Below are 22,945 nucleotides of genomic sequence, written 5' to 3'. Positions count from 1 at the left end.
CGGGGTGTGCGGCACGGGGTTCACCGCCCTTCCGGGCCGGACAGGGCGAGCGCGGCGGTGACCTCGCCCCAGAACCGGGGGAAGTCCGCGTTGGCGTCCGGCCCGTAGTCCACCGTCACACACGGCAGGTCGTACAGCGCGTCGAACACGGTCGCGCGGACGTCGGGTTCGGGGCGGGGGCCCGGCAGCAGGCTCAGATAGTCGCTGTAGTTCCGCAGGTCGCCCCCGGCGAGGACCGAGTCGCGGAGGGCCGCCGCGCGGTCGGTGACGGGCTCTATGCGCCATCCGCGCCGGTCCCGGTCCGCCCGGGGCAGGACGATGCCCGCGGGCCGGGTGTCGGTGGCTATCGCGGCCCCGGTCAGCGCGGTGAACTCGTCCAGGTCCGTGAAGAGCCGCTTTCTGCCCTCGGGCCCGGTGCTCCAGGCCGCGTCCCGCGTGGCGTGGAGGTCTCCCTGCCTGCGGCGGCGCAGCCGTGCGCGCTCGAAGGCGCCGCGGGCGGGGTGGCCGACGAGCAGGGCCGTGCCGATGCCCACCCGCTTGGGCCAGCCCCGGAGCACGGGTGGGGCCGCCGTGTGCGCCGCCCAGACGACGAGGGTGTCGTCGGACACGAAGTCCGCTCCGCACAGGGTCACGGCGAGGAAGGCCAGCGACGACTTCCCCCGGTGCTTGGGGCCGAGCATGACGACCGAGGCGCCGTCGGCGGCGACCGCCGATCCGTGCAGGAACACGGCGCCGCGGCGGATGAGCTGGGTGCCGAGGAGGGAGCCGAGCAGCCGGACCACGGCCCGTACGGACGGCGCACGGCTGTCGGGCACCTCGATGGTCAGTTCCCGGGCGCCGGGCCGGGCGGTGATGACGAGGGGCGCGCTGTCCTCCTCGCCGTGGCGCACGACCACGGTCCGGTCGTGGGAGCTCTCCAGGACGGCCAGCCGGGGGCCGTCCGGGTGCAGCAGCAGCTGCGGTGCCGTGAGCAGTTCCTGCTCCCCCGGAAGCGTCCGGCCGGCGCGTGGCACGACCCGCAGGAGCGATGCCGCGGGGGACACGGTGCCGGTCACCTCGAACAGCGGGTGGACCAGGGCGGTGACCGCTTCCCTGAGCCCGGGCAGCTCGCTGTGGACGGTCAGCTCGGCGGGCGGAAGGGCGAGCCCGAACGTCTCCGTCCCGGCCGCGTACGGCGGGGGCGGGTGGTGGCCGGTCTCTGGTGATACGGGGGCGACGGCCATGGGCCTCCTTCGTCCAGGGGCGTGGGTCCCGCGGGACCGGCCGCCGTGGTGGTGGCCCGGTGGGGCGCGGACCGGACGCTGTGATCCTGACCGGCCGGAAAGCGCTGGGGTAGTGGCTTTCCCTCACAATGGAACGGCGATTGGTCCGTGGCGCGTGTGGTTCCGCGGGGCGGAACGTGAGGCCGCCGGGTGGAACGGCAGGCCGCCGGTGGAGTACGCACCGTGTGGGGGGCGGGAGCGGGCCCGGCGCCGCCGCGGACAGGGGGTGGCTTCGGGGCGTACGGCCTCGTGCTCCCGGGTGTGTGGTGGGGCGACGGCGGTGTCACCCGTGCCGGGTGCCTCCGGTCAGGGGTGTGGTGACGACGGTGAGGAAGACGCAGAGGGCCGTCGCGGTACCCGCGGGGCCGGCCGTCCCCTCGCCGGCGAGAGCCGTCCCCGGGGCCGCGAGCACCAGGGCGTAGAGCAGCGGCAGACGGCCGCGCAGCCCCGCCAGCGCGGCCCGGCGGGCGGAGTGCTCCGTGGCGCGCGCGACCCGCGCGGAGAACCGTGTGTGGTGGCGCAGCAGAAGCCGGGTCGGCGGCGCGGCGGAGCCGGTGTCCCGGGCGTCCTGCTCGGTCGCGGTGCGGACGATACGGCGCAGCGCCCGGGCCGCGTCGGCGTCCGGTCCGCTCAGTGCCGGTACCGGGGTGGCCGCGACGGTACGGCACAGGGGCAGCACGGCGAGGGCCAGCACGGGGTGGACCGCGAGGAGCACGGCCGATCGCGCGCAGCGGTCGGCGACATGGCGGACCGTCGGCGACAGCCGCGCGGCGCCCGGGTGCCCGGGTGCCCGTGCCCGCCGGTCCGCCCCGCCCGCCCAGCGGTCCGCACCGGCGGCGCAGCACAGCGCCCCGGCGAGGCCGAGCAGCGGAAGGGCCGTGGGCGCGCCCGTCCCGGCGGCCCGCACCACCGCCCCGGTGGCGGGCCCCAGCAGGGCCGCGGCGGCGCCCAGCAGGGCGGCCGCCACGACGGTGAGGTGTTCCCGGCTCACCGTGTGGTCTCGTCGAGTCGTTCGTTCCCGGTCGGCCGGGTGTCCGTGAGGTGTGCCGCCCCGTGCCGTCCCGCCGGTGCGTCGAACCGCGGTGGTCCGGCCGGCTCCGCGGTGGTGTCCTCGGAGCCTGTGGTGTCGTCGAGTTGTTCCGTGCGGGGAGGGGGCAGGACCCGCACGCCGGTACGGGAGTTCCAGTCGGCGAGGACCGCGGCGAGCAGGGGGTCGGGCTCCGCCGTCAGCCGTACCGTGGTGGCCCCCGCCTCGATACGGGCACTGACCCTGGCCGCGCCGATCCGCCGCCAGTCCGCCTCGTCCAGGTCGACCCCGCCGGAGAACTCCGCGGACAGCACGGTCCGCCAGCCGTGGGGCAGGGTGCGCGCCAGCTCCTCCAGCCCGCACAGCCGCACCGTATGGGGGAGCGCTCCGGGCAGCGGATCGTCCCCGGCCAGGGCGCCGAGGTGGATGTTCTCGGCCAGATCGGTGAAGCCGAGCCGGCCGGGCCGCGCGGGCACGGCCACCGGACCGCCGTGCGGGGTGTCCGCCGGTTCCGGGGTCCGGGCCGCCGCGCGCTCGACCGCCGACAGGTGACGTTGTGTCAGTCGCCGGTGCCGTACGGCCGACAGATCCACCCGCCCCAGCCGGTACACGGACGGGACGAGCGCGACCGCGGCGAGGAGCGGGCCCGCCGGCGCGTCCGGCCGGTCGGCCGCGGCGAGCGCGGGGGCGAGGGCGGCACCCGCGGCCAGGGCACCCGCGAGCACGGCGACCACACGGCTCTCGCGGCGGCGCGCCGACCAGCCCGCGCGGCCGGTGCCCCGTGTGCCCGGACCCCGCGGCCGGAGCGCCAGACCGAGCGCGCCGAGAGCGCAGAGACCGGGAGCGAGGGCGCTGGCCGGTGCCGTCGCGGGGGCGGTGACGGCGAGGGCGGCGCACAGTCCGGCGACGGTCAGCGCGCGGGCGGCGAGGTCGGTGAGGCGGACGGCGGCCAGACCGGGTTTGGGTTCCCAGCGGATGGCGACGCCGGCCGCCGCGTACAGATGCGGTTGCAGCCGCGTCCACGCGTGGTGGTGTCCGGAGCCCGCCAGGCGGTGCACGGACCGCAGCAGCCGGGTGCGGGCCGCCCGGTCCCACGCGGCGGCCGTGGGGGCTTCCGCGGCCCCGCGCAGCGCGGCCCCGGCCCGGTACAGCAGCCAGCAGCCGCCCAGCCAGCACAGGACCGGGAGGGCCGAGCGCACCGGCAGCAGGACGGCCGCCGCGCACGAGGCGCTCTGGAGGAGCGCTCCGAGGAGCAGTCCGGGCGGCCCCGCGAGCCCCGTCATGTCGCCCGGGCCGGGCGGTCGGCGGCGGTCGCGCCGGGCCGGGCCGGCAGGCAGACGGCGAGGGCCTCGTCGGCGGGATGCCTGAGGGGGTCCCACGCCAGGCCCGCACAGGGCGCCTCGCGCACCAGGCGGGCGATGTCCACCGTACGCAGGGCACGCTCCCGGGAGGAGTGGCCGGGCACCCGCGGACCGGCCACGGGGTGGTCGCGCGCCGGGTGTTCGCGGGACGCGCGGTCGTGCGCGGGCCGGTCGTGAAGGGGTGTGTCACGGGACGGCCGTTCCAGGCATCCCGCGTCGGACGGAAGTATCTGCCTCCGCACGGCCGCGACCGCGTGCCGCCGGGTGATCCCGTGTGCCGAGGGCCCGTCGCGCCCGGTCCCGGACACCAGTACCAGGCGCCCCAGCGGGGCGCAGTCGGCCGTGCGCACACCCAGGACGCGTTCGGCCTCACCGGGGGTGAAGACCACCTTGGACGGCATCTCGGGCAGATCGGCCACCCGGCGGGACGCGCCGCCGTGCCGCAGCAGCGCCGCGCCGCGCACCCGCCCGGCCAGGCCGAGGCCCTCCAGCGTGCCCCAGCGGAACCTCGGCAGCAGTCCGGCGCCCACGGCCCACCAACCGCCGGGTCCGGGGACGAGTACGGTCCGGTCGCCGCTGAGGAAGCGGCCTTCCGTACGGGCGAGTTGCAGGGCGAGCGTGCTCTTGCCGGCCCCGGAGTCCCCCAGGAACAGCACGGCCCGTCCGGTGCGGTCCGTCGCGGCGGACGCGTGCACGGTCATCCCGCCCCGGGCCGCGAGTTCGGCCGCCACCAGGGCGCGCAGCAGGATCTGACCGGTCCTGGCGCGCTCCGCCGGCCCGGTGCCGTCCTCGTGCAGGATCGACCACCGTCCGTCGCCCCGGACCAGGGCGTGCCGTGGCAGCCCGGGTTCCGCCGCGTCGGGCGGGCGGTGGGGGGCGCGTACCCAGGAACCGTCCGGCGCGGGGCGGTAGTACTCCTCCCGCAGCCTCCCCGGTGGGCCCGACGCGATGCGCTCCAGCCGCTCCAGGGCGGTGGTGTGCGCCGTGGAGCGGATGTCGAGCGGCACCCGGTCGGGCTGGGGCCAGGGGGACGGCCGGGAGGTCACGAGATGGGCCGCGACGGCCACGGACTCGGTGTCGTCCCCGGCGTCCGCCGCCGTGCCGTCCGCGAAGCCGTGCCCGGTGCCGCGTCCGGTCCCGTCCGCGGTCTCGTACGCGGTACTGTCCGCCGGGTCGCCGGGCGGGTCGCTCGCGGTGGTGTCCGGCGTGGTGTTCCCGATGCCGCTCTCGGCGGTGTAGGACCAGGTGACCGGCCCCCAGTCGGCTATGACGGTACGGGGGGCGGGCGGCGGGGGTGCCATCTCAGGACGCCTCCGCGCGCCGGGCGGTGAGCAGCGTCGGCAGCAGGCGCCCCGCCAGGTACTCGTCCCGCGCCGTGGTGAGCGTGCGCTCGATGAGGTCCACCGGTTCCTCGCCGTAGATGCCGACGACGCTGCCCCGGAAGAGGCGTACGACCTTCAGCCGGTCGGCCAGCAGGGCGACGGCCCAGTCGCGCAGATCCCGGCGCACCACGCCGGTCAGGCCCGCCTCCCGGAGCTGGCGCAGCCGGTCCGGGAGGGAGGTGACGAAGAAGACGTCCGGGGGGTGCACCTCGTGGAAGGCGCCCGACGGGCCGCCGCCCTGGGGCGCCAGGCTCACCTCCTCGGTGGCGACGAGCAGGCCGCCGGGGCGCAACAGCCGGGCGGCCTCGCGCAGCACCGCGCCGGGCCGGGGGAAGTGCGGCATGGAACCGGTCACGACCACGGCGTCGAGCGCGGCGTCGGGCAGGGGCACATCCGTGGCGTCGGCGCATATCTCGGTCACGTCCGAGCGCCCCTGCGCGGTGCTGATGCGCCGGCTGACGGCGCAGTGCTCCGGCACCAGGTCGACGCCGTACATCCGGGCCACGCCGGGTCCGTCGGCGGCCAGTGCGTGCGCCATGTGGCGCAGTGCGCCGCCGAAGCCGCTCCCCAGCTCGCACAGGGTCAGCGTCGGCTGCGGGGCGCCCGCACGGCCGAAGACCTCGCGGACCGCGCCGGTGACGAGGTCGCACCCCTGCGGGCCGAAGTGGCCCATCTGGTCGAGGCCCAGCAGGCCGCGCGGTCCGCTCTCCCCGGTGAACTCGACGATGGAGCGTTCGGTCCGCTCCCAGTCGTGCAGGGCCGGGAAGAGGTCGCGGTGGTAGCGGTACTGCACCTGCGTCTGGTCTCCGCCGGGCGGACCCGGTACCGGAATCACCATGCCGAGCGCTCCTTCGAGACGAAGTGCACCAGCAGGACGTGCCGGTGCTGTTCCGCCCGGTCGGTCACCGGCATCACCGTGTGCCAGGAGTGGGGCGAGGGGACCAGCAGGACCGAGTCGGTCAGCCCCGGCAGGACCTCGGCGGCGACGTCGTCCTCGGACGGGGAGCGCAGGATGCGCAGGGCTCCGCTCCAGTCCGGGCGCCAGCCGTCGTTGAAGTACCAGGTCTGGGTGACGACCTTGTCGGCGCGGTCGGTGTGGGGGTCGATCCACGATCCGGGGCCGTAGCGCACGGCCCGCACCTCCAGGGCGCAGCCGGCGAGATCCTGGCCCGTCGCCTCGGCGACCGCCGAGCGATAGGGCTCGTCGAGCAGGGATTCGACGAGGGCGTGCCACAGGGGGGTGAGCCGGCGCATGCCGTCCGGTACGAGGACGGCGTCCTGGACGAGGGAGAGGTTCCAGGTGCGGTAGCCCTTGCCCGCGCCGGTGCCCTGGGCCCGTTCGGTGAGCGTGAATCCCTCGGAGGGGAACTCCGCCGCGAGGGCGCGCCTGGTGGCGGCCCCCGGCACCGAGTCGCCCACCAGGCCCCAGGCGAAGGGGTCGTCGGCCATGGTCGTGCGGGCGATGGCCTCCCAGTCGAGTGCCGAGGTGGTCGTCATGCGGCTTCTCCCGTCCCGTCCGCGCCGGTGCGCTCCGTCCCCGTGCCGTCCGTCTCCGTGCCGTCCGGCCGGATGCCGTCCGTCCCGGCCGGTTCGCCCGTCCCGGACGGCACGTCGATGTGTGCCCCGGTGGCGGCCAGCTTCGCCGGCAGGTCCTCGTATCCGCGGGCCAGGTGTCCCACGCCGTAGAGCCGGTGGGGCACGCCCGTGCCCAGCGCGGCGAGGAGCAGTGTGGCGGCGGCCCGGAGATCAGTGGCCACCAGGGGTCCGGGGGCGGCGCGCAGCGGGCCGGGGGTGATGTGGAGTTCGTTGTCCTTCCGGCTGAGCCGGGCGCCCATGCCGCGCAGGCCCTCGGCGTAGCGGAAACGGTCCGTCCACACTCCGTCCGTCAGCCGGGACGGCCCGTCGGCTCCGAGCAGCATCAGGGCGAACAGGGGGCCCGCGTCGCTGTACAGACGGTGCGAGCTGGCGAGGACCCGGGCGGAGCCGAGGTGTTCGGGCGGGCGTACGCGCAGCAGGGGCCCGTCCCAGTCCAGCGGTACGCCCATCGTGGACAGGCACTCCAGTTCCGGGGCGAGACCCGACCGGACCAGGTCGGGGCGTTCCAGCCGCAGATCGGCCTCGCGGCGCAGATGGACCGCCCAGGCGATGAAGGTGACGACCTCCATCAGGTCCGAGGGGAGGGTGATCTCGGCGCCGCCCAGCGGGCCGCCGAGACCTTCCACGGTGATCTGCCGCGCCGAGATCTCGATGCGTGCCCCGGCCTCGCCCAGCAGACGCGCGAGTTCCAGGGCGTCGGGCTTGGGATAGGGATCGCGCAGCACGGTGGTCCCGCGCGCGGTCACCGCCGCCAGCAGGGCCGTCTTGGTCGCGCCGGAGTAGTGGGGGCCGGTGAGCGTGCCGGTGCCGGGCTCGGTCTCCGCGTAGTCCGCGAGGTCGATCCGGGTGCCCCGGAGCCCCCCGGGCGGGGCGGTGGCCCTGAATCCCTCCGCGCCCGCCTCGCAGTCGGCGCCGAACCGCTCCAGGACGGAGGCCATGTGGGACAGCGGCCGGGCGCCGCTCGCACCACCGCCGATGGCACACCCGCCGTGGGCCCCGGAGGAGACCTCGCCCCGTGCCGCGAGCAGGGCCGGCAGCAGATACACCCCGCCGTGGATGCCCGCGCTCCAGTGGCCGGGGATCCGGGTCCCGCCGAGCCCGGAGGCGTCGACGGTGACGCGTGACCCGTCGTCGACGACGGAGGCGCCGAGGTGCCGCAGGGTCGCCGAGAGCACCCTGCGGTCCTCGATGCGCGGGGCGTTGTCGATCCGCCACGGCCGGTCGGCGAGACAGGCGGCGGCCAGGCACGGCACGAGCAGGTGCTTGAAGCCGCCCATCGTCAGCGTGGGGCGCGGGACCGCCTCCGCACCCTGGACGTCCCAGTAGGGTGCCCGCCCGTCGGGCGAGGTCCGGCTGTCGGGGCGTAAGCCCTGTGCGGCGGTGGCGGATGGAGTGTTCGGCACGCGGCTGCTCCTCGGGGTGTGGTCAGCCGGGTGGTGGCGTCACCCGGCCGGGTGGGCAAACCCGTCCTCGGCGCGGTCTCCCGGGTGACCGAGGACCAGCACGAGGAACCACGGCTTGCGTGACAGCTTCTCGAACCGTTTTCCGAACTGCTCCCGATGGGCCGGGTCGGCCCGGGGCTCGTACAGTTCGCGGAGAACGAATCCGGCGCGGTGCACATCGTCGATCATCCGGCCGAGCGGGCGCCGGAAGAACCGGACGACCGGAGTGGGGGGCCCGAAGCTCGGCCACTCGTCGCGCAGTTCCTCCACGCTGAAGTAGTCGCCGCTGGGCGAGATCTCGAAGTCGTTGAGGGGGTGGTGGGTGGACAGGACGGCGGTTCCTCCCGGCGCCAGGACGCGCCGGAACTCGGACAGCGGCCCGGCCCAGTCCTCCAGGTAGTGCAGGGTCAGGGAGGACACCACGACGTCGACCGACGCGTCGGGCAGGAACGCGAGCGGCTCCCGGAGGTCGTGCACGCGCACCTCGGCGCTCTCCCCCAGCCGCCCGCGGGCCAGTTCCACCAGCGTGGGGCTCGCGTCCAGCGCGACGACCCGGGCGCCCTGGTCCACGAGCCACCGGGTGAGGCGTCCGCCGGCGCATCCGGCCTCCAGCACCCGCCGGCCGTCCAGCGGCGGGCACTTGCTCTGGACGGCGGGACGGTCGAGCAGTGTGTTGTAGACGTTGTCCGCACTGCCCTGGTCGTACTGGACCGCGAAGTCCTCGTAGCTCATGGGACGAGCCATGGTGTTTCCACTCCTCATCGCGCACCGGGACGGCCGGGCCGCGGCCGGGTGTCCCGGCGCCGTGGCCGTGCCGGGGCGGTCGCTCAGCCCCGGTCCGCCAACGATGCCGTCACGGGCGGGGGCGTCGCCTCCCGGGGGGAACCTATCGCGCCGTTCCGGTCGCCGGCGGAGGCGTTTCGCGCGCCGGAACGGAATTCGCCGGGAACGGCGGCGCAGGTCGCGTCCAGGATGTCCAGGGCCTCCTCCACCTGCTCGTCGGTGGCCACGAGGGGCGGCAGCAGGCGGATCACCCGCGGCTGTCCCAGGCACGGGGAGACCACGAGTCCCCGCCGGCTCAGCTCCAGGAGGACGTCGCCGCCCGCCCCCGCCGGGCCGAACTCCACGCCCCACAGCAGGCCCCGGCCGCGTACGGCGGTCACCAGGTCCGGGTGGCGGTGCCGGACGCGGTCCAGGCCGTCGGCCAGGAGGGCGGCCAGACGCCGGCCCCGGGGGGCGAGGTCCTCCACGGCCCGCAGGGCGGCGCTCCCGGCCGCGGCGCCGAGCGGATGGCCCGAGAACGTCGTGGAGTGCACGAACGGGTCGTCGGCCAGGGGCGCGTACAGCTCCTCGGTCGCCACCAGGGCCGACAGGGGCTGGACGCCCCCGCCGAGGGCCTTGCCGAACAGCACGGCGTCGGGCGCGAGTCCGAGTGCGGTGCTCAGCGCCCGCTCCCCGCACCGGCGCAGACCTGTCTGGATCTCGTCGGCGATCAGGAAGGCGCCGTGCCGCCGTGCCTCGGTCGCGAGGGCGCCGAGGAAGGCCGGTTCCAGGGGCCGGACCCCGCCCTCGCCCTGCACCGGCTCGACGATGACCGCGGCGACGTCACCGTCCGCGAACGCCCCGGGCACGGCCGCGGGATCGGGGGGCACGTGCGTCACCCCGCCGAGGAGGGGTTCGAGCGACCCGCGGTAGCGAGGGTGCCAGGTGGCGGCGAGGGCGCCCAGCGACTTGCCGTGGTAGGCGCCTTCCACGGCGATCACACGGCCCCGGCCGGTGGCCAGGCGGGCGAGCTTGAGGGCGGCCTCGACGGCGTCGCAGCCGTTGAGGCCCAGCCAGACCTTGGTCAGCCGGCCGGGATCGGTGTACGCGGCGAGCTGGGCCGCGAAGCGGACCGTGGTGGCGTTGGCCAGGACGCGGGTGGAGACGGCCATGGCGTCGAGTTCGCCGCCGACCGCCCGGAGCACGGCCGGGTGCCGCCGTCCGAGCAGGGTGACCGCGTAGCTGCCGAAGTCCAGCGCCGTGCGCCCGTCCGACAGCTCCACCCGGGCTCCCTCGCCGCCCGCCTCAAGAGCGCCCGCGCCGTTCATGCCGTAGAGGAGGGCCAACCGGGGCGACTGGTGGTCACGCAGTTGACGCAGGACGGCTCGTGCCGTGCCTCCCGGGCCCGTACGCCCGTCCCGGTCCGTCCCGCTCATGCCCGCCCGCCGCCCACCGCGGCGGGAGGCGTCGCCCCCGCCGGTGGGCCCCCGGGCCGGTCCGGCGCAGCTCCCGCGGGCTCGCCGGACGCGGCGTCCGGCTCCCGGGGCGCGGCCTCGTCGCGGAGGCCGAGGGTCTGGACGAACCACTGGTGCACCGCCGCCGTCGCATAGCCGCCGGACGGCAGGAAGAACGAGATCGTGGCGGCGAAGCGGCCGGGGTGCAGGGAGTCGGGCCCGACGCCGTGCACCGAGATGTGCGTCTGGAGCACGGTCGGCCGGGCGGCCGTGCTGCGGACGCAGGCGCCGTCCGTCCAGCGGTAGCGCACGTAGTCGAGGTCGGGGCGGCGCCCCAGCAGGGCGAGGACGGCGTCCCGGGTGGTGGCGAAGGTGTAGGGGATGCCGTCGCGGTCGGCCCGGGTCACCTCGCCCCGGGCCGCGTCGGCGAGGATCGCCCGCACATGGCCGTTCCACTCGTACGAGGCGTGCGCGCAGCGGTAGAAGACGGGGATACGCGGGTCGAGCAGCCGCCAGAACTCCCCGGGCGGCCCCTCGTGCAGCAGCGCCCGCGCGCCCTCCGGCGAGCCGGACCGGCGCAGCAGCCCGAAGGCCGCCTCCTCGTCGCCGTCGAGCAGCGCCCCGCCGATCAGATGGGTCTGCTTGGGGCCGCCCGGGACCCCGAAGCGCTGGGTGTCGTAGTAGTTGACGAAGAAGTGGTTGTGCCGCTGCGGTCCTTCGGCGAGGGCCTTGGCGGACGTCTCGTCGAGTCCGCGGACGACCAGCCGGAAGTGGTTGCCGTCGAGGACCCCGGTCCGCAGTCCCGTCGTCCCGGTCCCCTGTGCCGTCACCCGCCAGAGCACGTCGCCGGCGGCGGACCGCCCGTGGTCGTTGGCGCGTTCGACGTCCGGCGGGGAGAGCACCCCCTCCACCGAGACGTACTGCTCGGTGATGCCGTCCTCGTCCTTCAGCCCCGCCGCCGCCACGTCCTGCGGGCCGACGCCGAGCGCGGCGGCGAGCCCGGCCAGGGCCTCGTGCGTGGTCAGGCCGTTCTTCCACAGGCGCAGATAGGTGTGGGTCGAGGCATCGGGGGGTGTGGTGTCGAGCCCGAGGCTCTCCGTGACGCGGAAGTCCTCTGGCCGGACTTTGAGCAGCGGCATGCGCATCAGTGGGTCACTCCGGGGTCTCGGGCGGCCGGGAGGGCTGGTGGATACCTCGGCGGTGGTGGGCTGCTCCCCGTGCGGCAGCCACCGGCACGGGTCCGGTGGGTGCGCCCCGCACTGGGGGAGCAGCTTCTCCTGGTGTCTGCTGCCCGCTGCCTTCGGCGTTTCCGTGTCCGTACGGTGGGCCCGGCCGCCCGGCGCACGGGCCGGACGGGCGCCTCCGCCGGATACGACCGACACGACGACCACTGAAGTGGGATCACTTGGATGCATTCATCGGTTGTCAGGTGATGACTCAATGGCGCCGAGCCGTGGCGGCAGTTCTGGGCAAGTCTCAACCGGACACGACACCCGGGAAATGGGGTGTTCCATGTGCCGAAACACATCCTGGTCTCCCTTGCTGCGCCGTCGGCTCCCCGCCTATCGTGGCCGAGCTGTCCGGGCCCTGTCGGGAGTTGCGATCGCCCTTCCGGCCCTTTCCCTTTTCCAGCCGCCGCAGGAAGGCCCTTGCCTGCCATGGAGAACTCTCTGGCCCAGGTCCCCGTTCCGGAACGGCATGTCCTCGAAAGACGCCTGACGGACTTTCTGGATGAACGCGGACTGAAAATCGACGATGTGCTCGGCGAAACCGATCAGGGCGTCGGCAGTCCGGTGCTCGCGGTGGCCTCCGGGTCCGTGCTGGCCGGTTTCGGCAATCACCGCAGCGATCTCGATCTGCTGCTGGTCGTCGAGAGCGACCGGCTGACCCGGTTCCCCGTCCAGTCGCACCGGCACGGCACCCTGATCGATGTGAACATCCGCAAGGCCGACGCGGTCCGCGCCCACACCGCCTGGCTGCGCGACAGCGCCTGGCCCCGGTTCGGCTCGGTCACCCAGGACTCCTGGAATCACCGGCGCCGCACCATCAAGACGACGACCCGGCTGGCCCTGGGGCTGCCGCTCATCGCCACCGATCCGTGGGACACCTGGCACGCCGGCCTGTGCGCGCCCTGGCTCGCGCGGGTGGTGGAGCAGTGGTGGACCGTGGAGGCCCGCCGGCTGAGCCGCGCCGCGCGGCTGCTCGCCGGGGAGCGGCCCATGGTCGCCGCCGCCCGGGGGCGCGAGGCCGTCGTGGCGGCCCTCAACGCCCGGGCGGCGGCCGCCGGACAGCTGTACTTCACCGAGAAGTGGGCCGGCGAGAAGCTCCGGATCTCGGACGACCGGGAGGGCCTGGCGGCGCTGCGGGAGGTGCTCACGCCCCCGCTGGCGCCCCGGGACCGGGTGGCGCGCTGTCGGGGACTCGTCGAGGAGCTGACGGGCCCGGTGGCGCCCCTGCACTCCGTGCTGCGCTGGGCGACCGGTGTCGGATCGGCGGAGCTGGAGGACCGTACGGTCGTGGACCGCTGGCAGCTGCGCGCGCTGGAGGTTGCCCGCACCGGGCTGCCGCCGGCCGGGAGCGAGGACATCCTGTGGTCGGGTCCGCCGGACGCCGATCCGCCCCCGGACATCCAGCGGCTGTTCGTGCACGACATGCTGTGGCTCGCCGTGGCGGAGCCGGACGAGGAGGCGAGCGGATGACGACCTCAGCGAGTGCCGGGGCTCCCGCGCGGGAGCCGCTCCCGGACCTGCGCCGGCACATGGCGTTCCGGGCTCACGGCGCGGTACGGCTGCTGCTGAAGTGCCGGGCGGCCCTGGAGGACATCGAGGGCGCGGTGGCGGCGGGGCAGCCCGAGGTCGCCGTCCTCATGGCGTACGACCTCGTGCAGCTGTCCCTGTCCGTACGGGGGCTGCGCACCCACGGCGAGCTGTCGTTCGCCGCGGAGCAGGTGAGCTTCGACCCGTTCGCGGGGGTGCCGGACCGGGAGGTCGAGGACGGACTGCGGCTCGCCGCGGGCCTGGAGGCCGTCACCGAGGGCCGGGGCGAGGCGTGGCTGGATGAGCTCCGTGAGCATCTGACGGTCACCGAAAGCCAGTTGGGCTACTCCCGGCCGCTGCCCGACGTCCGTTCCGGCACCGGTCTGATGAAGGGGTTCAAGCTGGCCCGCACCTGGTCGCCGCAGATGCGGCGGCTGGGGCTCCCGGACGTCATGCCGGGCAACTGGACCCAGCGTGACGACTGAGCCGCGCCCCGGGCCCGGCGCGGACGGCGGCGGCCCCCCGGCGCTGGCGCTGCACGGGGTCACCAAGCGGTACGGGGCGCTCACCGCGCTCAGCGCGGTGGATCTGGAGATCGCGCCGGGCGAGATCGTGGGCCTGCTCGGGCACAACGGCGCGGGCAAGACCACGCTGATGTCGATCGCGGCCGGACTGCTGCACCCGGACGCGGGCCGCGTGCGGGTCATGGGCGTGGACCCGGTCACCGATCCGCACGGCGCCCGCAGCCGGCTCGGGCTGGCACCGCAGGAGCTGGGTGTGTACCCGCCCCTGACGGTCCGCCAGAACCTGCTGTTCTTCGCCGAACTCGCCGGTCTGCGCGGCCGGGTGGCCCACAGCCGTATCGAGGAGATCGCCGGGCCCCTCGGACTGACGGAGCTGCTCGGCCGCCAGGTGGCCCGGCTGTCGGGCGGGGAGCAGCGGCGCGTGCACACCGGGATGGCCCTGCTGCACCGGCCGCAGCTGCTGCTGCTGGACGAGCCGACCGCCGGGGTGGACGTACAGACCCGGGAGCAGTTGCTGGAGCTGGTGCGTTCGATAGCGGCCCGGGGCACCGCGATCTGCTACTCGACCCACTATCTGCCGGAGGTGGAGGCGCTCGACGGCTCCGTCGCCATCGTGAACCGGGGGCGGATGGCCGCCCGGGGCACCCTCAAGAAGCTGATCCGGCAGTACGGCGACAGCGCGGTCGAACTGACCTTCTCGGGCAGCCCCCCGGACACGGCGCTGCCCTGGCCCTCGGTGGTGGACGGCCGTGTGCTCCGGGTGACGGTGGACCAGCCGCATCTGGCCGCGCCCCGGGTGCTGGAGGCGCTGGGCGGATCCGCCGGGGAGCTGGTCAACCTCCGGATCGTCCAGCCGAGTCTGGAGAGCGTGTTCCTCCAGGTCACGGGACGGCGGTACGACGCGCAGCCGGAACCGGCGGCATACCCGGGGCCCGTGGGGCGAGAGGGATCGGCGGCGGAAGCGAGAGCCGGGGAGGACACACATGGGTGAGGGTTCGCTGGGGCGGATCGCCGCGCTGGTCCGGCACGACATGCGGCTCCAGCTGCGCGATCCGGCCCCGCTGGTCGTCCGTACGGTGATGCCGCTGCTGCTCATGGGCTTCATGCAGCCGCTGTTCCGTACGGCGTTGCGGGCCGAGCAGGTCGAGGGGGCGACCGGCGCCGAGCAGGCGGTCCCCGGCATGGCGGTGATGTTCACCTTCTTCCTGGTGAACCTGGTGGGTTTCGGGGTGTTCCGGGAGCACGGCTGGAAGACCTGGGACCGGCTGCGGGCGGGACTCGCCCGCCCGGGCGAGATCGTCGTCGGCCGGATCGTCGTGCCGCTCGGTGTGGCCATGCTGCAGCTCGCGGTGGTCTTCCTGGTCGGGGGGCTGCTGTACGACCTGCGGGTGCGCGGCTCCTGGCTGGGGCTCGTCGCGGTGGGCGCGGCACTGGCGCTGTGCGTAGTGCTGTTCGGCATGGCGCTGGTGTCGCTGTGCCGGACGGTCGCCCAGCTGGCCGTGTTCGCCAATCTGGCCGCGCTCCTCTTCGCCGGGCTGGGCGGGGCGCTCACGCCCCTGTCGTCCCTGCCCGACTGGGCGAGCCCGTTCGCTCCCGGGGTGCCCACGTACTGGGCGATGCGCGGCTTCACCACGGTCGTCCTGGACGGCGGCGGCCCGGGAGCGGTGGTACTGCCGGTGGCGGTCCTCGCCGGCTTCTCGCTCGGGTTCGCCGTGCTGACCATGGTCTTCTTCCGCTTCGAGCACCGAAAGGTGTCGTGGTCGTGATGGCCCGGCGACACGCAGGAGACCCGGCGGCCGGGGCCACGGGTGCCACAGCGGGTGAGGCGACCCCGCTGCGGGACAGGGCCGCGGTGGCGGACGGCGACACCGTAGTGGTCTTCGACTGCTTCGGGACGATCGTCGGCGAGCTGCGCCCGATGCCCGGGCCCGACGAGTTCGTCGGCTGGGTCACCAAGACGCTGGCCGTGGACCGGCGGACGGCCGACGACATCGTGACCTCGGTGTTCACCACCCTCTACGACGCGCTCGTCGACAAGTCGGCCCTCCAGCCCGCGACCCTCGGCCTGCTGGACGAGGCCCTGCGCGAGCGCGGCGAGGTGCGTTCGCCGGACGAGCTCCACCGGGCGCTGTGGTACGCGCTGGGATGCGCGGACGACGACCGGTACGAGCTGTGCGAGCCGGCCGCGCGGGCCCTGCGCCGGGTGGCGGGCGCCGGACACACCGTCCGGCTGCTGTCGAACTGCTATCTGCCCGGCGGCCTCATGCGCAGGCTCCTGGGGGACCTCGGGGTGCCCGAGGTGTTCGACCGTGCGCACTTCACCGCCGACGGCGGCCCCAAGAAGCCCGATGCCCGCGCCTTCGAACTCATCGGCTCCGGTTCCTTCCGCCGCAGAATCATGGTCGGTGACTCGGCGGACAACGACATCACCCCGGCCCGGCGGCTCGGCTGGGACGCCGTGCCGGTCGATCCCGCCCGCCCCGACTTCTCCGGACTCTACGCACTGCTGGATCTGTGACCCTTCCGGGAAATTCGCGTTCCACCCAGAGAAATCCCCCGGGATTGCCGGGTATTCACACGATTAACCTCTGACGAGTGGCGTAACAGCGCAGCGCACAGCCCGTCCCGTCTGTCCTCCCGCTTGTCCTTCCGCGTGTCTTCCCGCGTCATTCCGAAGGAGCTTCGGATGAAAGTCCTGGTCATCTGGCCGCCGCACATCCCCAGTTATTTCAATGCCGGTCACCACACCCCGCTGTACATGACAGCCGGACATCTTCGGCGGCAACCGGCCGTGGAACAGGTCGACGTACGGGACACCGGTGTACTGAACACCCACTGGAAGGCGGTCGGCGACCTTCTGTACCAGGGCCGGTACGACGTGATCGCGATGATGAACGACTTCGACGCCGTCGACGGCTTCGAACGTTTCACCGCGTACGCCCGTGAACTGTCCCCGCACAGCCGGCTGATCACCTTCGGCCGGCTCAGCAGCATGAACCCCGGCTTCTTCCAGCGCTACGGCCTGGACGCGATCGTGCAGTCCGGTGACTACGAACCCGGTGTCGCGCACTACGTCGCGTCCCTGGCCGCGGGGACGAGCGGCACCGCGCTGCCCGGGGTCGCGGTCCGCGAGGGCGACCGCTGGATCCCCCCTTCGCGCGAGGGGGACAGCCTGCCCAGCGATCAGTGGACGCTGCCCGACGTGCGGGAGATCCCGTACGACCACTACGACCGGCTCTACGCGCGCGACGAGGACAAGTTCTGCGGGATCCCCTTCCGCCGTGAACTGGTGGTGCCCGCGGCGCGCGGCTGCCCCATCGGCTGCGAGTTCTGCGAGGTCCACGAGATCTTCGGCCTGCGCGAGCGCAGACTGTCGGTGGACGACACGGTGGCCTACATCGAAACGAGCATGCGGGCGCTGACGTTCGAGTACGTCGCCTTCTACGCGCCCACCTTCACCCTGGACAAGCGCTGGGTGCGCGACCTGTGCGGACGGTTCCTCAAGGGCCCGGTGTCGCCGCGCTGGAAGTGCGCCACCACGGTCCACCACGTCGACAAGGATCTCGTGGAGCTGATGGGCCGGGCGGGCTGCGTCCGTATCTCGGTGGGGCTGGAGACCCTCGAACCCGACGGGCACGGCGCGCTGCCCCGGGCCAAACGCGTGCACGAGGAGCGGTTCCGGGAGCTCGCGGCGCAGTGCGCCCGCGCCGGTATCGAGCTGAACGCTTTCGTGATCGTCGGGCTGCCGGGCACCGGGGCGGAGGGGGCCGCGCGCACCCGCGCGCTCGTCGGCGAGGTCGGTGCGCGGTTCCGGCCGACGATGTACACCCGGCTGCACGACATGACGCCCGCGATGACGCCCCTGGAGATCAGCCGGTACAACCGCCAGCTCATCGCCGACCCCGGCCGTGCGCCGGACGAGGGGCTCTACGACTTCCTCTTCGGCCAGGAGACCCGGGTCACGTCCGTGTACGAGCGCATCCCCGTCGCGTCCTCCGCCCGGAGCGAGGAATGAGAGCGCGGACCGTCCTGCCGGACCCGGCGGAAGCCGGGGCGGTCCCGTTCCCGACCCGGCGGGCCGCGTGGGAGCTGCCGTGGGAGCCCCGGCGGCAGCGTCCCGGTGTGCTGAACCTCAAGAGCTGCGAGCTGCGCCACCCGGTGGCGGAGGAGCTGGTCCTGGCGGCGGCGGGCCGGCTGACGGCCGCCGATCTGCTGCACTACCCCTATCAGCAGGCTCTGCTGGCGGAGCTGGGCGACTACCACGGCACCGACCCGGCGGGCATCCTGCTCACCGCGGGCTCCGACTGCGCGGTCGGTCTGATCGTCGACGCGCTGGCGTCCGGGCCGGGGCTGATCCTGCACGAGCCGGCGTTCGAGAGCTGGCGGTACTACGCCGCGCTGCGGGGCGTGCCGGTCGTGGGCTGTCCGGCGCTCGACGCGGGCGTCTCCCGCCTGCGGTTGGCCGCCCTCCACTCCCGGATGGCGGCCCACCCGCCCGCGGTGGTGGTGCTGACCGATCCCGCGAGCCCGTCCGGTCTGGCCCTGTCCCCGGCGCAGATCCACGAGACGGCCGAACTGGCGCGCCGGGCCGGTCATCTGCTGGTCGTCGACGAGTGCTACGGCGCCTTCACCGGCATCACCCATGTCCCGCTGGTCGCCTCGTCGCCGCATCTGCTGGTGGTCCGCTCGTACTCGAAGACGTTCGGTCTCGCCGGTGCCCGGGTCGCCTCGGTGTTCGCCTCGCCCGCGCTGGTCTCGTATCTCTCCCGGTTCCGCCCGGACAGCACCGTCTCGGCCACCGCGCTGGCGCTGCTGCGGGCGGTGCTGGCGGACCGGGACCGGTTCACCGAGGTGTGGCGGGACGTGCGGGCGATCCGCTCCGCCTTCGTACGGGAGGTGCTGGCCGGGCACCCGGGGTGGCGCGCCCTCGACCCCGGCGGCAACTACGTGACCTTCAGCACCGGCGACGGCGGCACTCCCGATCGGATGGCCCGCCATCTCGACCGGCACGGCTTCCGGATACGGTCCCTCCACCGCGTCCCCGGTCTGGAGGGCTGTCTGCGCGTGTCGCTGGCGGACGGGCCCACGATGCGCCGGGTCGCCGCCCTGATGAACGAACCGGTGGCGGCGCCGTGAGCGGGGCGGCGCCGTCCCGCATCGTCGTCCTCGGAAGCCCGGGGAGCGGCAAGTCCACCTTCTGCCACGCCCTCGCGGCCGCCACCGGACTGCCGCTGATCCACCTCGACGACCTCTACTGGCGGCCGCAGTGGCGCAGAACCCCGGCCGAGGAGTGGGAGCGGCTGGTGGAGCGGCTCGCCGCCGGGCCGTACTGGATCATCGACGGCAATTTCGCCGACACCGTCCGCCACCGCGTCGAGCGCGCCGACACGGTGGTGCTGTTCGACCGGCACCCCTGGCTGTGCGCCGCCTCCCTCGTACGGCGGTCCCTGCGGCTGCGGCGCGACTCCGCGCTCGGGCGCGGTCACCGGGACTACGTTCCCGGCGGTCTCGCCGCCCATGACCCGCCGGTGCGCAGCCTCGCCGCGCTCGTACGCAAGGCGCTCGGTTTCCGGGGCCGGGAACTGCGCGCGATGGGCCCGCTGCTGGCGCGGACGTCCGCCCCGGTCCTGCGGTGCGGCAGCAGGCGGGAGCAGGCCCGGCTGCTGCGACGGCTGTCGGCCGAGGCCCGCCGGGTCCCGGACCGCTCCGTCCCGCCGGAGCCGGGGGCCGTGTGCGCCTGCGCCGAGGGGCGCGACGGGACCGGGACGTCCGGGCTCCCGGCGGCCCGGGCGGGGCACGCCCGTACCCCGGCACAGGAGAGGAGCGCATGACGATGGAAGTCCGCGCGGACCAGGAGCAGAAGGATCCGCATACGGCGCTGCTCGGGGCCGGGTGGTACAGCCCCTGGACGCCACCGCCGCCTCCCTCACCGTCGCCGGCGACGGCACAGGGGGCCGGCGGCGCCGACCGTATCCGGGCGGTGGCCGCGAGCGGGTTCGCCGCGCTGGCGATCCCCGGGGAGTTCGGGGGTTCGGGGGCCGGCCTGGTGGAGGTGGCGTCGGCGCAGCGCGCGCTGGGCACCGTCGATCCCTCCGCCGCGATCGCCCTGAACATGCACTCGTTCACGGTGGGGCTGATGACCGACTACTGGCTCCGGCACCGGGACACCAGCTGGATGCTGCTGGAGGGCATCGCGGGGTCGCAGGCGCTGGTCGCCTCGGCGTTCGCCGAACCGGGCGGCAGCCCGAACTTCATGAGCAGCCGCTCCTCGGCGGCCGAGACGGGCAAGGGCTATCTGGTGTCCGGGACCAAGTACCCCTGTTCCCTGGCGTCCACGGCGACCCTGGTGTGTCTGACGGCGCACATCGAGGCGACCGACGAGACGATCCTCGCCCTGTGTCCCGCCCGTTCCCCGGGGCTGACGGTGGAGGGCGACTGGCCGTCCCTCGGCATGACCGCCTCGGACACGGCCCGGCTGGTGCTGCGGGAGGTGGAGCTCGACGAACGGCTCGTCTTCCACCGCGGACCGGCGGACGTCGTCGACGACACCGTGGTCTCCGGGATGGTGTGGTTCTCGGTGCTGCTGAGCGCCACGTACCACGGGATCCTCACCTCACTGCTGGATCTGGCCTTCCGTCAGGTGACCGCGTCCGGGCAGTACGGGCCGCGCGCGACCCTGCTGGGCCGGGCGACCAGGGAGGTGCTGGCGCTCGGCGGCGCGTGCCGGCAGCTCGGCCACGACTTCGAGGGCGGCCGGATCTCGGGGCACGCGGCCCTCGCCGCCGCGGTCGCGCTGCGCGCCACACTCAGCGATGTGCGGGACCGTGTCGTCTCGGCGCTGACTCCGGTGGTGGGCAGCCGTCTGTACACCCGGGACCATCCCGCGGCCGGCCTCCTCGTGGACAGCATGGCCGCACATCACCACCCCCCGAGCCTGCTCGTCTGCGACCGGGTGGTCGCGGACCACTGCACCGGTCGTGAGATCGGCTTCGATCCCGTGGGCTGAGGGTCGGGCCGCGCGCGGGCCGGGAGAAACGTCCTTCCGAGGAAAGAGAGTCAGCAATGCCCTATGTCGAGGTGAAACTGCCGATCGCGGCACCGGTCGAGGCGGCGTGGCGGGCCGTGACGCGGCTGGAGGACTACGCGGACTACATGGACAACGTCGAGTCCGTGACCGTGCACGGGGAGTCGGGCGGCAAGCGGGTCAGCGAGTGGTCCGTCCTGCTCAAGGGGTCCGTACTGGAGTGGGTGGAGGAGGACGAGCTGGACGAGGAGACCCGCACCATGCGGTTCGACCAGACCTCCGGGGACCTGGACCGGTTCACGGGGTACTGGCGGGTGGAGCCGCAGGACGACGGGACGTCCCTCGTCATCTTCTGTGTGGACTTCGAGATCGGCATCCCGCTGCTGGCGGACATGCTCAATCCGGTCGCCACGAAGGCGCTGCGGGAGAACTCCGAGCAGATGCTCCGGGCGATCGAGAAGCGGCTCGTGGTCTCGTGAGGCCGCGCGCTCGCACCCTCGTCACCGGCGCCACCGGAGCGGTGGGCAGTGCCGTCCTGCGCACACTGGCGGACGCGGGGCACGACGTGTACGGGGTGAGCAGCCGCGGCGGGCCCGGGCCCCGGCAGTTCGCCTGGCGGATCGGTGCCGAGGAGCCGCCGGAAGCGCTGCGGGGACCGTGGGACCTGCTGGTCCACTGCGCCGCGAACACCCGCTGGAATCTGACGGCCCCGCGTGCGGAGCGGGACAACGTCGGCCCGCTGCGGTCCCTGCTGGACCGGACGGGCCCGCGGACGCACGTCGTCCATATGTCCTCGTCGTACGCCATCGGGCTGACCGGGAGTGTGGAGCCCACGGAGGTGGAGGCGTACCGCAACACCTACGAGTGGTCCAAGGCCACCGCCGAGCGGCTGCTCACGGCGGAGCGCCCGGACGTGGACATCGTCCGCTTCCCGATCGTGATGGGGGCCCGGCCCGACGGCGCTCTGGAGCGCTACAGCGGATTCTTCTGGCTGGCGTCGGCCCTGTGCACCGGTGCCATTCCGGCGCTGGTCGGCGAGGAGAAGGCGTATCTGGATCTCGTCAGCACCGACGACGTGGCAGGTTACGTCGCCGGGCTGGCCGAGGGGGGACCGCCCTCGGCGCCGAGGCTGTCGGTACTGGGAGGGGGCGAGGGCGCCCTCCAGGTCGGGGAGACGTTCGACATCGCCCTGGACTCCCTCAACACCTGGCGGGCCGAGCGCGAAGTGGAGCCGCTCCAGCGGCTGCCGTTCGTGGGAACCGAGCAGTGGAACCGGTTTTATCTGCCGTTCGCGCAGGAGTATCTGGACCGCGCCCAGCTGCTGCGTGTCACGGCCTTCCAGGCGTACCAGCGGTATCTGTCCATGACCGAGCCCTTCGAGGTCACCCACCAGGTGGAGGACATCACGTCGACCCTGTACCGCTCCGTCCGGCGCTGGGCGGACCTCCATCCGGAGACCGCCACGAAGGTCCCCCAGCCCTGGCGGCCGTGACGACGGCGGGCGGGAGTCGTGAGCCGGGAGCCGCGGCGTCGCCGGGCGGAAGCGGGTGCGGCGCGGGCCGGGGACGGCGGGGCCGGCCGGGACAGTCTGACGGGAAACGGTGTGATCGGGAACGGAGCCTGCGGGAGCCGGGGCGGACAGCGGGCATGGGCCGGGGAGAAGGCCGCGCCGGAGAGGACCGCGACACGGTGAGGGGTGGTGAGCAGGGTGACCGTCGCGCAGGCGGAACTGCGGAGCGCGTTCCGCGCGGCCATGGCCGGTGTGTGCACGCCCGTCTGTGTGGTGACCACCGTCGACCGGGGCCGGCCGCACGGGACCACCGTCAGCGCGGTCGCGTCGCTGTCGATGAGCCCGCCGATGGTGCTGGTGGCCCTCGACCGCGGCTCCGGGCTCCTGTCGCTCGTCCGGCGCACGGGCTCCTTCGGGCTCAATGTCCTGGCGAGCGGCCAGTCCGACCTCGCCCTGCGGTTCGCCCGCAAGGGCGAGGACAGATTCACCGGCACGGCGTGGTCCGCCGAGCCGGGCTCGGCGCGCCTCGCCGGCATCGCGGCCTGGGTCCGCTGTGAGGTGGCGGAACTGGTCGGCGGAGGGGACCACATCATCGTCCTCGGCTCCGTGGTCGACGCGATGTCGGCCGATGCCGCGCCGCTGACCTATCACGCGCGGACGTTCGGCACCCATCAGCGGACCGAGGAGGGATTCGCCCAGCGGCGCCTGAACGGTGAGAAACGGTGAGATCGGTCACAGCGGACCCTCGGGCGGGGGCGTTCGTACGGCGGGGACCCGGCGGTCGACCGGCCGGCGCACCCGGTCGTACCCCTGCCGGGAAAACCGGGTGCCGCCCGCCCCGGACG

The 22,945-nt window shown here is 74.3% G+C and carries 22 protein-coding genes; 12 read left to right on the top strand and 10 right to left on the bottom strand.

What is annotated here, in order from left to right; genetic code table 11:
* Nucleotides 1-20: 20 nt before the first annotated feature.
* The 10 genes from ACFYT4_RS14825 to truD all read right to left on the bottom strand — a co-directional run bounded on the left by ACFYT4_RS14825 (nucleotide 21) and on the right by truD (nucleotide 11,425).
* Nucleotides 21-1,223 carry a hypothetical protein gene (locus ACFYT4_RS14825; RefSeq protein WP_389268270.1) on the bottom strand — a complete coding sequence of 401 codons (1,203 nt, stop codon included), beginning with the start codon at nucleotides 1,221-1,223 and terminating at the stop codon, nucleotides 21-23.
* Nucleotides 1,224-1,545: 322 nt separating this feature from the next.
* On the bottom strand, nucleotides 1,546-2,253 hold the full coding sequence (locus ACFYT4_RS14820) for a hypothetical protein (RefSeq protein WP_389268268.1): 708 nt from the start codon (nucleotides 2,251-2,253) through the stop codon (nucleotides 1,546-1,548).
* A complete protein-coding gene (locus tag ACFYT4_RS14815) occupies nucleotides 2,250-3,572 on the bottom strand; it encodes a hypothetical protein (RefSeq protein WP_389268266.1) in 1,323 nt (440 codons plus the stop codon). The genes ACFYT4_RS14820 and ACFYT4_RS14815 overlap by 4 nt, the downstream gene beginning before the upstream one ends.
* Nucleotides 3,569-4,951: a hypothetical protein gene (locus tag ACFYT4_RS14810; RefSeq protein ID WP_389268264.1), complete on the bottom strand. Its 1,383-nt coding sequence runs from the start codon at nucleotides 4,949-4,951 to the stop codon at nucleotides 3,569-3,571. Before ACFYT4_RS14810 ends, ACFYT4_RS14815 begins: the two co-directional genes overlap by 4 nt.
* Nucleotide 4,952: 1 nt before the next feature.
* Nucleotides 4,953-5,870, bottom strand: coding sequence for a class I SAM-dependent methyltransferase (locus ACFYT4_RS14805; RefSeq protein WP_389268262.1), 918 nt, complete (start codon nucleotides 5,868-5,870; stop codon nucleotides 4,953-4,955).
* Nucleotides 5,864-6,529, bottom strand: a complete 666-nt coding sequence (locus ACFYT4_RS14800) for a 2OG-Fe(II) oxygenase (RefSeq protein ID WP_389268260.1) — start codon at nucleotides 6,527-6,529, stop codon at nucleotides 5,864-5,866. The genes ACFYT4_RS14805 and ACFYT4_RS14800 overlap by 7 nt, the downstream gene beginning before the upstream one ends.
* On the bottom strand, nucleotides 6,526-8,031 hold the full coding sequence (locus tag ACFYT4_RS14795) for a hypothetical protein (protein WP_389268258.1): 1,506 nt from the start codon (nucleotides 8,029-8,031) through the stop codon (nucleotides 6,526-6,528). The genes ACFYT4_RS14800 and ACFYT4_RS14795 overlap by 4 nt, the downstream gene beginning before the upstream one ends.
* A gap of 39 nt (nucleotides 8,032-8,070) precedes the next feature.
* Nucleotides 8,071-8,814: a class I SAM-dependent methyltransferase gene (locus ACFYT4_RS14790; protein ID WP_389268256.1), complete on the bottom strand. Its 744-nt coding sequence runs from the start codon at nucleotides 8,812-8,814 to the stop codon at nucleotides 8,071-8,073.
* Nucleotides 8,815-8,897: 83 nt separating this feature from the next.
* Complete coding sequence (locus tag ACFYT4_RS14785; protein ID WP_389268254.1) at nucleotides 8,898-10,268, bottom strand: aspartate aminotransferase family protein; 1,371 nt, start codon at nucleotides 10,266-10,268, stop codon at nucleotides 8,898-8,900.
* Nucleotides 10,265-11,425, bottom strand: a complete 1,161-nt coding sequence (truD, locus tag ACFYT4_RS14780; protein WP_389268252.1) for a tRNA pseudouridine(13) synthase TruD — start codon at nucleotides 11,423-11,425, stop codon at nucleotides 10,265-10,267. The genes ACFYT4_RS14785 and truD overlap by 4 nt, the downstream gene beginning before the upstream one ends.
* Nucleotides 11,426-11,944: 519 nt before the next feature.
* Here truD and ACFYT4_RS14775 point away from each other — a divergent pair.
* From ACFYT4_RS14775 to ACFYT4_RS14720, 12 genes are all read left to right on the top strand, one after another.
* Nucleotides 11,945-12,985 (top strand): hypothetical protein, encoded by a 1,041-nt coding sequence (locus tag ACFYT4_RS14775; protein ID WP_389268250.1) that lies wholly within the window; start codon nucleotides 11,945-11,947, stop codon nucleotides 12,983-12,985.
* The gene (locus ACFYT4_RS14770) at nucleotides 12,982-13,527 is read left to right on the top strand and encodes a hypothetical protein (RefSeq protein ID WP_389268249.1); all 546 of its coding nucleotides are present in this window, start codon (nucleotides 12,982-12,984) and stop codon (nucleotides 13,525-13,527) included. Before ACFYT4_RS14775 ends, ACFYT4_RS14770 begins: the two co-directional genes overlap by 4 nt.
* A complete protein-coding gene (locus ACFYT4_RS14765; RefSeq protein ID WP_389268248.1) occupies nucleotides 13,517-14,557 on the top strand; it encodes an ATP-binding cassette domain-containing protein in 1,041 nt (346 codons plus the stop codon). The genes ACFYT4_RS14770 and ACFYT4_RS14765 overlap by 11 nt, the downstream gene beginning before the upstream one ends.
* The gene (locus ACFYT4_RS14760; protein WP_389268246.1) at nucleotides 14,550-15,332 is read left to right on the top strand and encodes an ABC transporter permease; all 783 of its coding nucleotides are present in this window, start codon (nucleotides 14,550-14,552) and stop codon (nucleotides 15,330-15,332) included. Before ACFYT4_RS14765 ends, ACFYT4_RS14760 begins: the two co-directional genes overlap by 8 nt.
* Nucleotides 15,332-16,084, top strand: a complete 753-nt coding sequence (locus ACFYT4_RS14755) for an HAD family hydrolase (protein ID WP_389268244.1) — start codon at nucleotides 15,332-15,334, stop codon at nucleotides 16,082-16,084. Before ACFYT4_RS14760 ends, ACFYT4_RS14755 begins: the two co-directional genes overlap by 1 nt.
* Before the next feature lie 168 nt (nucleotides 16,085-16,252).
* Nucleotides 16,253-17,581, top strand: coding sequence for a B12-binding domain-containing radical SAM protein (locus ACFYT4_RS14750; RefSeq protein WP_389268242.1), 1,329 nt, complete (start codon nucleotides 16,253-16,255; stop codon nucleotides 17,579-17,581).
* Nucleotides 17,578-18,702, top strand: coding sequence for an aminotransferase class I/II-fold pyridoxal phosphate-dependent enzyme (locus tag ACFYT4_RS14745; RefSeq protein WP_389268240.1), 1,125 nt, complete (start codon nucleotides 17,578-17,580; stop codon nucleotides 18,700-18,702). The genes ACFYT4_RS14750 and ACFYT4_RS14745 overlap by 4 nt, the downstream gene beginning before the upstream one ends.
* The gene (locus tag ACFYT4_RS14740; RefSeq protein WP_389268238.1) at nucleotides 18,699-19,397 is read left to right on the top strand and encodes a hypothetical protein; all 699 of its coding nucleotides are present in this window, start codon (nucleotides 18,699-18,701) and stop codon (nucleotides 19,395-19,397) included. Before ACFYT4_RS14745 ends, ACFYT4_RS14740 begins: the two co-directional genes overlap by 4 nt.
* Complete coding sequence (locus ACFYT4_RS14735; protein WP_389268236.1) at nucleotides 19,394-20,572, top strand: acyl-CoA dehydrogenase family protein; 1,179 nt, start codon at nucleotides 19,394-19,396, stop codon at nucleotides 20,570-20,572. Before ACFYT4_RS14740 ends, ACFYT4_RS14735 begins: the two co-directional genes overlap by 4 nt.
* A gap of 56 nt (nucleotides 20,573-20,628) precedes the next feature.
* Nucleotides 20,629-21,069, top strand: a complete 441-nt coding sequence (locus ACFYT4_RS14730; protein WP_389268234.1) for a type II toxin-antitoxin system RatA family toxin — start codon at nucleotides 20,629-20,631, stop codon at nucleotides 21,067-21,069.
* On the top strand, nucleotides 21,066-22,082 hold the full coding sequence (locus tag ACFYT4_RS14725; protein ID WP_389268232.1) for an NAD-dependent epimerase/dehydratase family protein: 1,017 nt from the start codon (nucleotides 21,066-21,068) through the stop codon (nucleotides 22,080-22,082). Before ACFYT4_RS14730 ends, ACFYT4_RS14725 begins: the two co-directional genes overlap by 4 nt.
* A gap of 207 nt (nucleotides 22,083-22,289) precedes the next feature.
* Nucleotides 22,290-22,826 (top strand): flavin reductase family protein, encoded by a 537-nt coding sequence (locus tag ACFYT4_RS14720; protein ID WP_389268230.1) that lies wholly within the window; start codon nucleotides 22,290-22,292, stop codon nucleotides 22,824-22,826.
* Nucleotides 22,827-22,945 lie beyond the last annotated feature (119 nt).

This window comes from Streptomyces sp. NPDC004609, assembly GCF_042873655.1.
Classification (GTDB): domain Bacteria; phylum Actinomycetota; class Actinomycetes; order Streptomycetales; family Streptomycetaceae; genus Streptomyces.
Note: the sequence above shows the minus strand (reverse complement) of the source record. Positions and strands in the feature narration are given on the sequence as shown.

Excerpts from the sequence above, each read along its gene's own strand:
- ACFYT4_RS14825 (WP_389268270.1), bottom strand. The coding sequence starts at position 1,223 with ATGGCCGTCGCCCCCGTATCACCAGAGACCGGCCACCACCCGCCCCCG.
- ACFYT4_RS14815 (WP_389268266.1), bottom strand. The coding sequence starts at position 3,572 with ATGACGGGGCTCGCGGGGCCGCCCGGACTGCTCCTCGGAGCGCTCCTC.
- ACFYT4_RS14810 (WP_389268264.1), bottom strand. The coding sequence starts at position 4,951 with ATGGCACCCCCGCCGCCCGCCCCCCGTACCGTCATAGCCGACTGGGGG.
- ACFYT4_RS14805 (WP_389268262.1), bottom strand. The coding sequence starts at position 5,870 with ATGGTGATTCCGGTACCGGGTCCGCCCGGCGGAGACCAGACGCAGGTG.
- ACFYT4_RS14800 (WP_389268260.1), bottom strand. The coding sequence starts at position 6,529 with ATGACGACCACCTCGGCACTCGACTGGGAGGCCATCGCCCGCACGACC.
- ACFYT4_RS14790 (WP_389268256.1), bottom strand. The coding sequence starts at position 8,814 with ATGGCTCGTCCCATGAGCTACGAGGACTTCGCGGTCCAGTACGACCAG.
- ACFYT4_RS14785 (WP_389268254.1), bottom strand. The coding sequence starts at position 10,268 with ATGAGCGGGACGGACCGGGACGGGCGTACGGGCCCGGGAGGCACGGCA.
- truD (WP_389268252.1), bottom strand. The coding sequence starts at position 11,425 with ATGCCGCTGCTCAAAGTCCGGCCAGAGGACTTCCGCGTCACGGAGAGC.
- ACFYT4_RS14775 (WP_389268250.1), top strand. The coding sequence starts at position 11,945 with ATGGAGAACTCTCTGGCCCAGGTCCCCGTTCCGGAACGGCATGTCCTC.
- ACFYT4_RS14770 (WP_389268249.1), top strand. The coding sequence starts at position 12,982 with ATGACGACCTCAGCGAGTGCCGGGGCTCCCGCGCGGGAGCCGCTCCCG.
- ACFYT4_RS14760 (WP_389268246.1), top strand. The coding sequence starts at position 14,550 with ATGGGTGAGGGTTCGCTGGGGCGGATCGCCGCGCTGGTCCGGCACGAC.
- ACFYT4_RS14755 (WP_389268244.1), top strand. The coding sequence starts at position 15,332 with ATGGCCCGGCGACACGCAGGAGACCCGGCGGCCGGGGCCACGGGTGCC.
- ACFYT4_RS14750 (WP_389268242.1), top strand. The coding sequence starts at position 16,253 with ATGAAAGTCCTGGTCATCTGGCCGCCGCACATCCCCAGTTATTTCAAT.
- ACFYT4_RS14745 (WP_389268240.1), top strand. The coding sequence starts at position 17,578 with ATGAGAGCGCGGACCGTCCTGCCGGACCCGGCGGAAGCCGGGGCGGTC.
- ACFYT4_RS14735 (WP_389268236.1), top strand. The coding sequence starts at position 19,394 with ATGACGATGGAAGTCCGCGCGGACCAGGAGCAGAAGGATCCGCATACG.
- ACFYT4_RS14730 (WP_389268234.1), top strand. The coding sequence starts at position 20,629 with ATGCCCTATGTCGAGGTGAAACTGCCGATCGCGGCACCGGTCGAGGCG.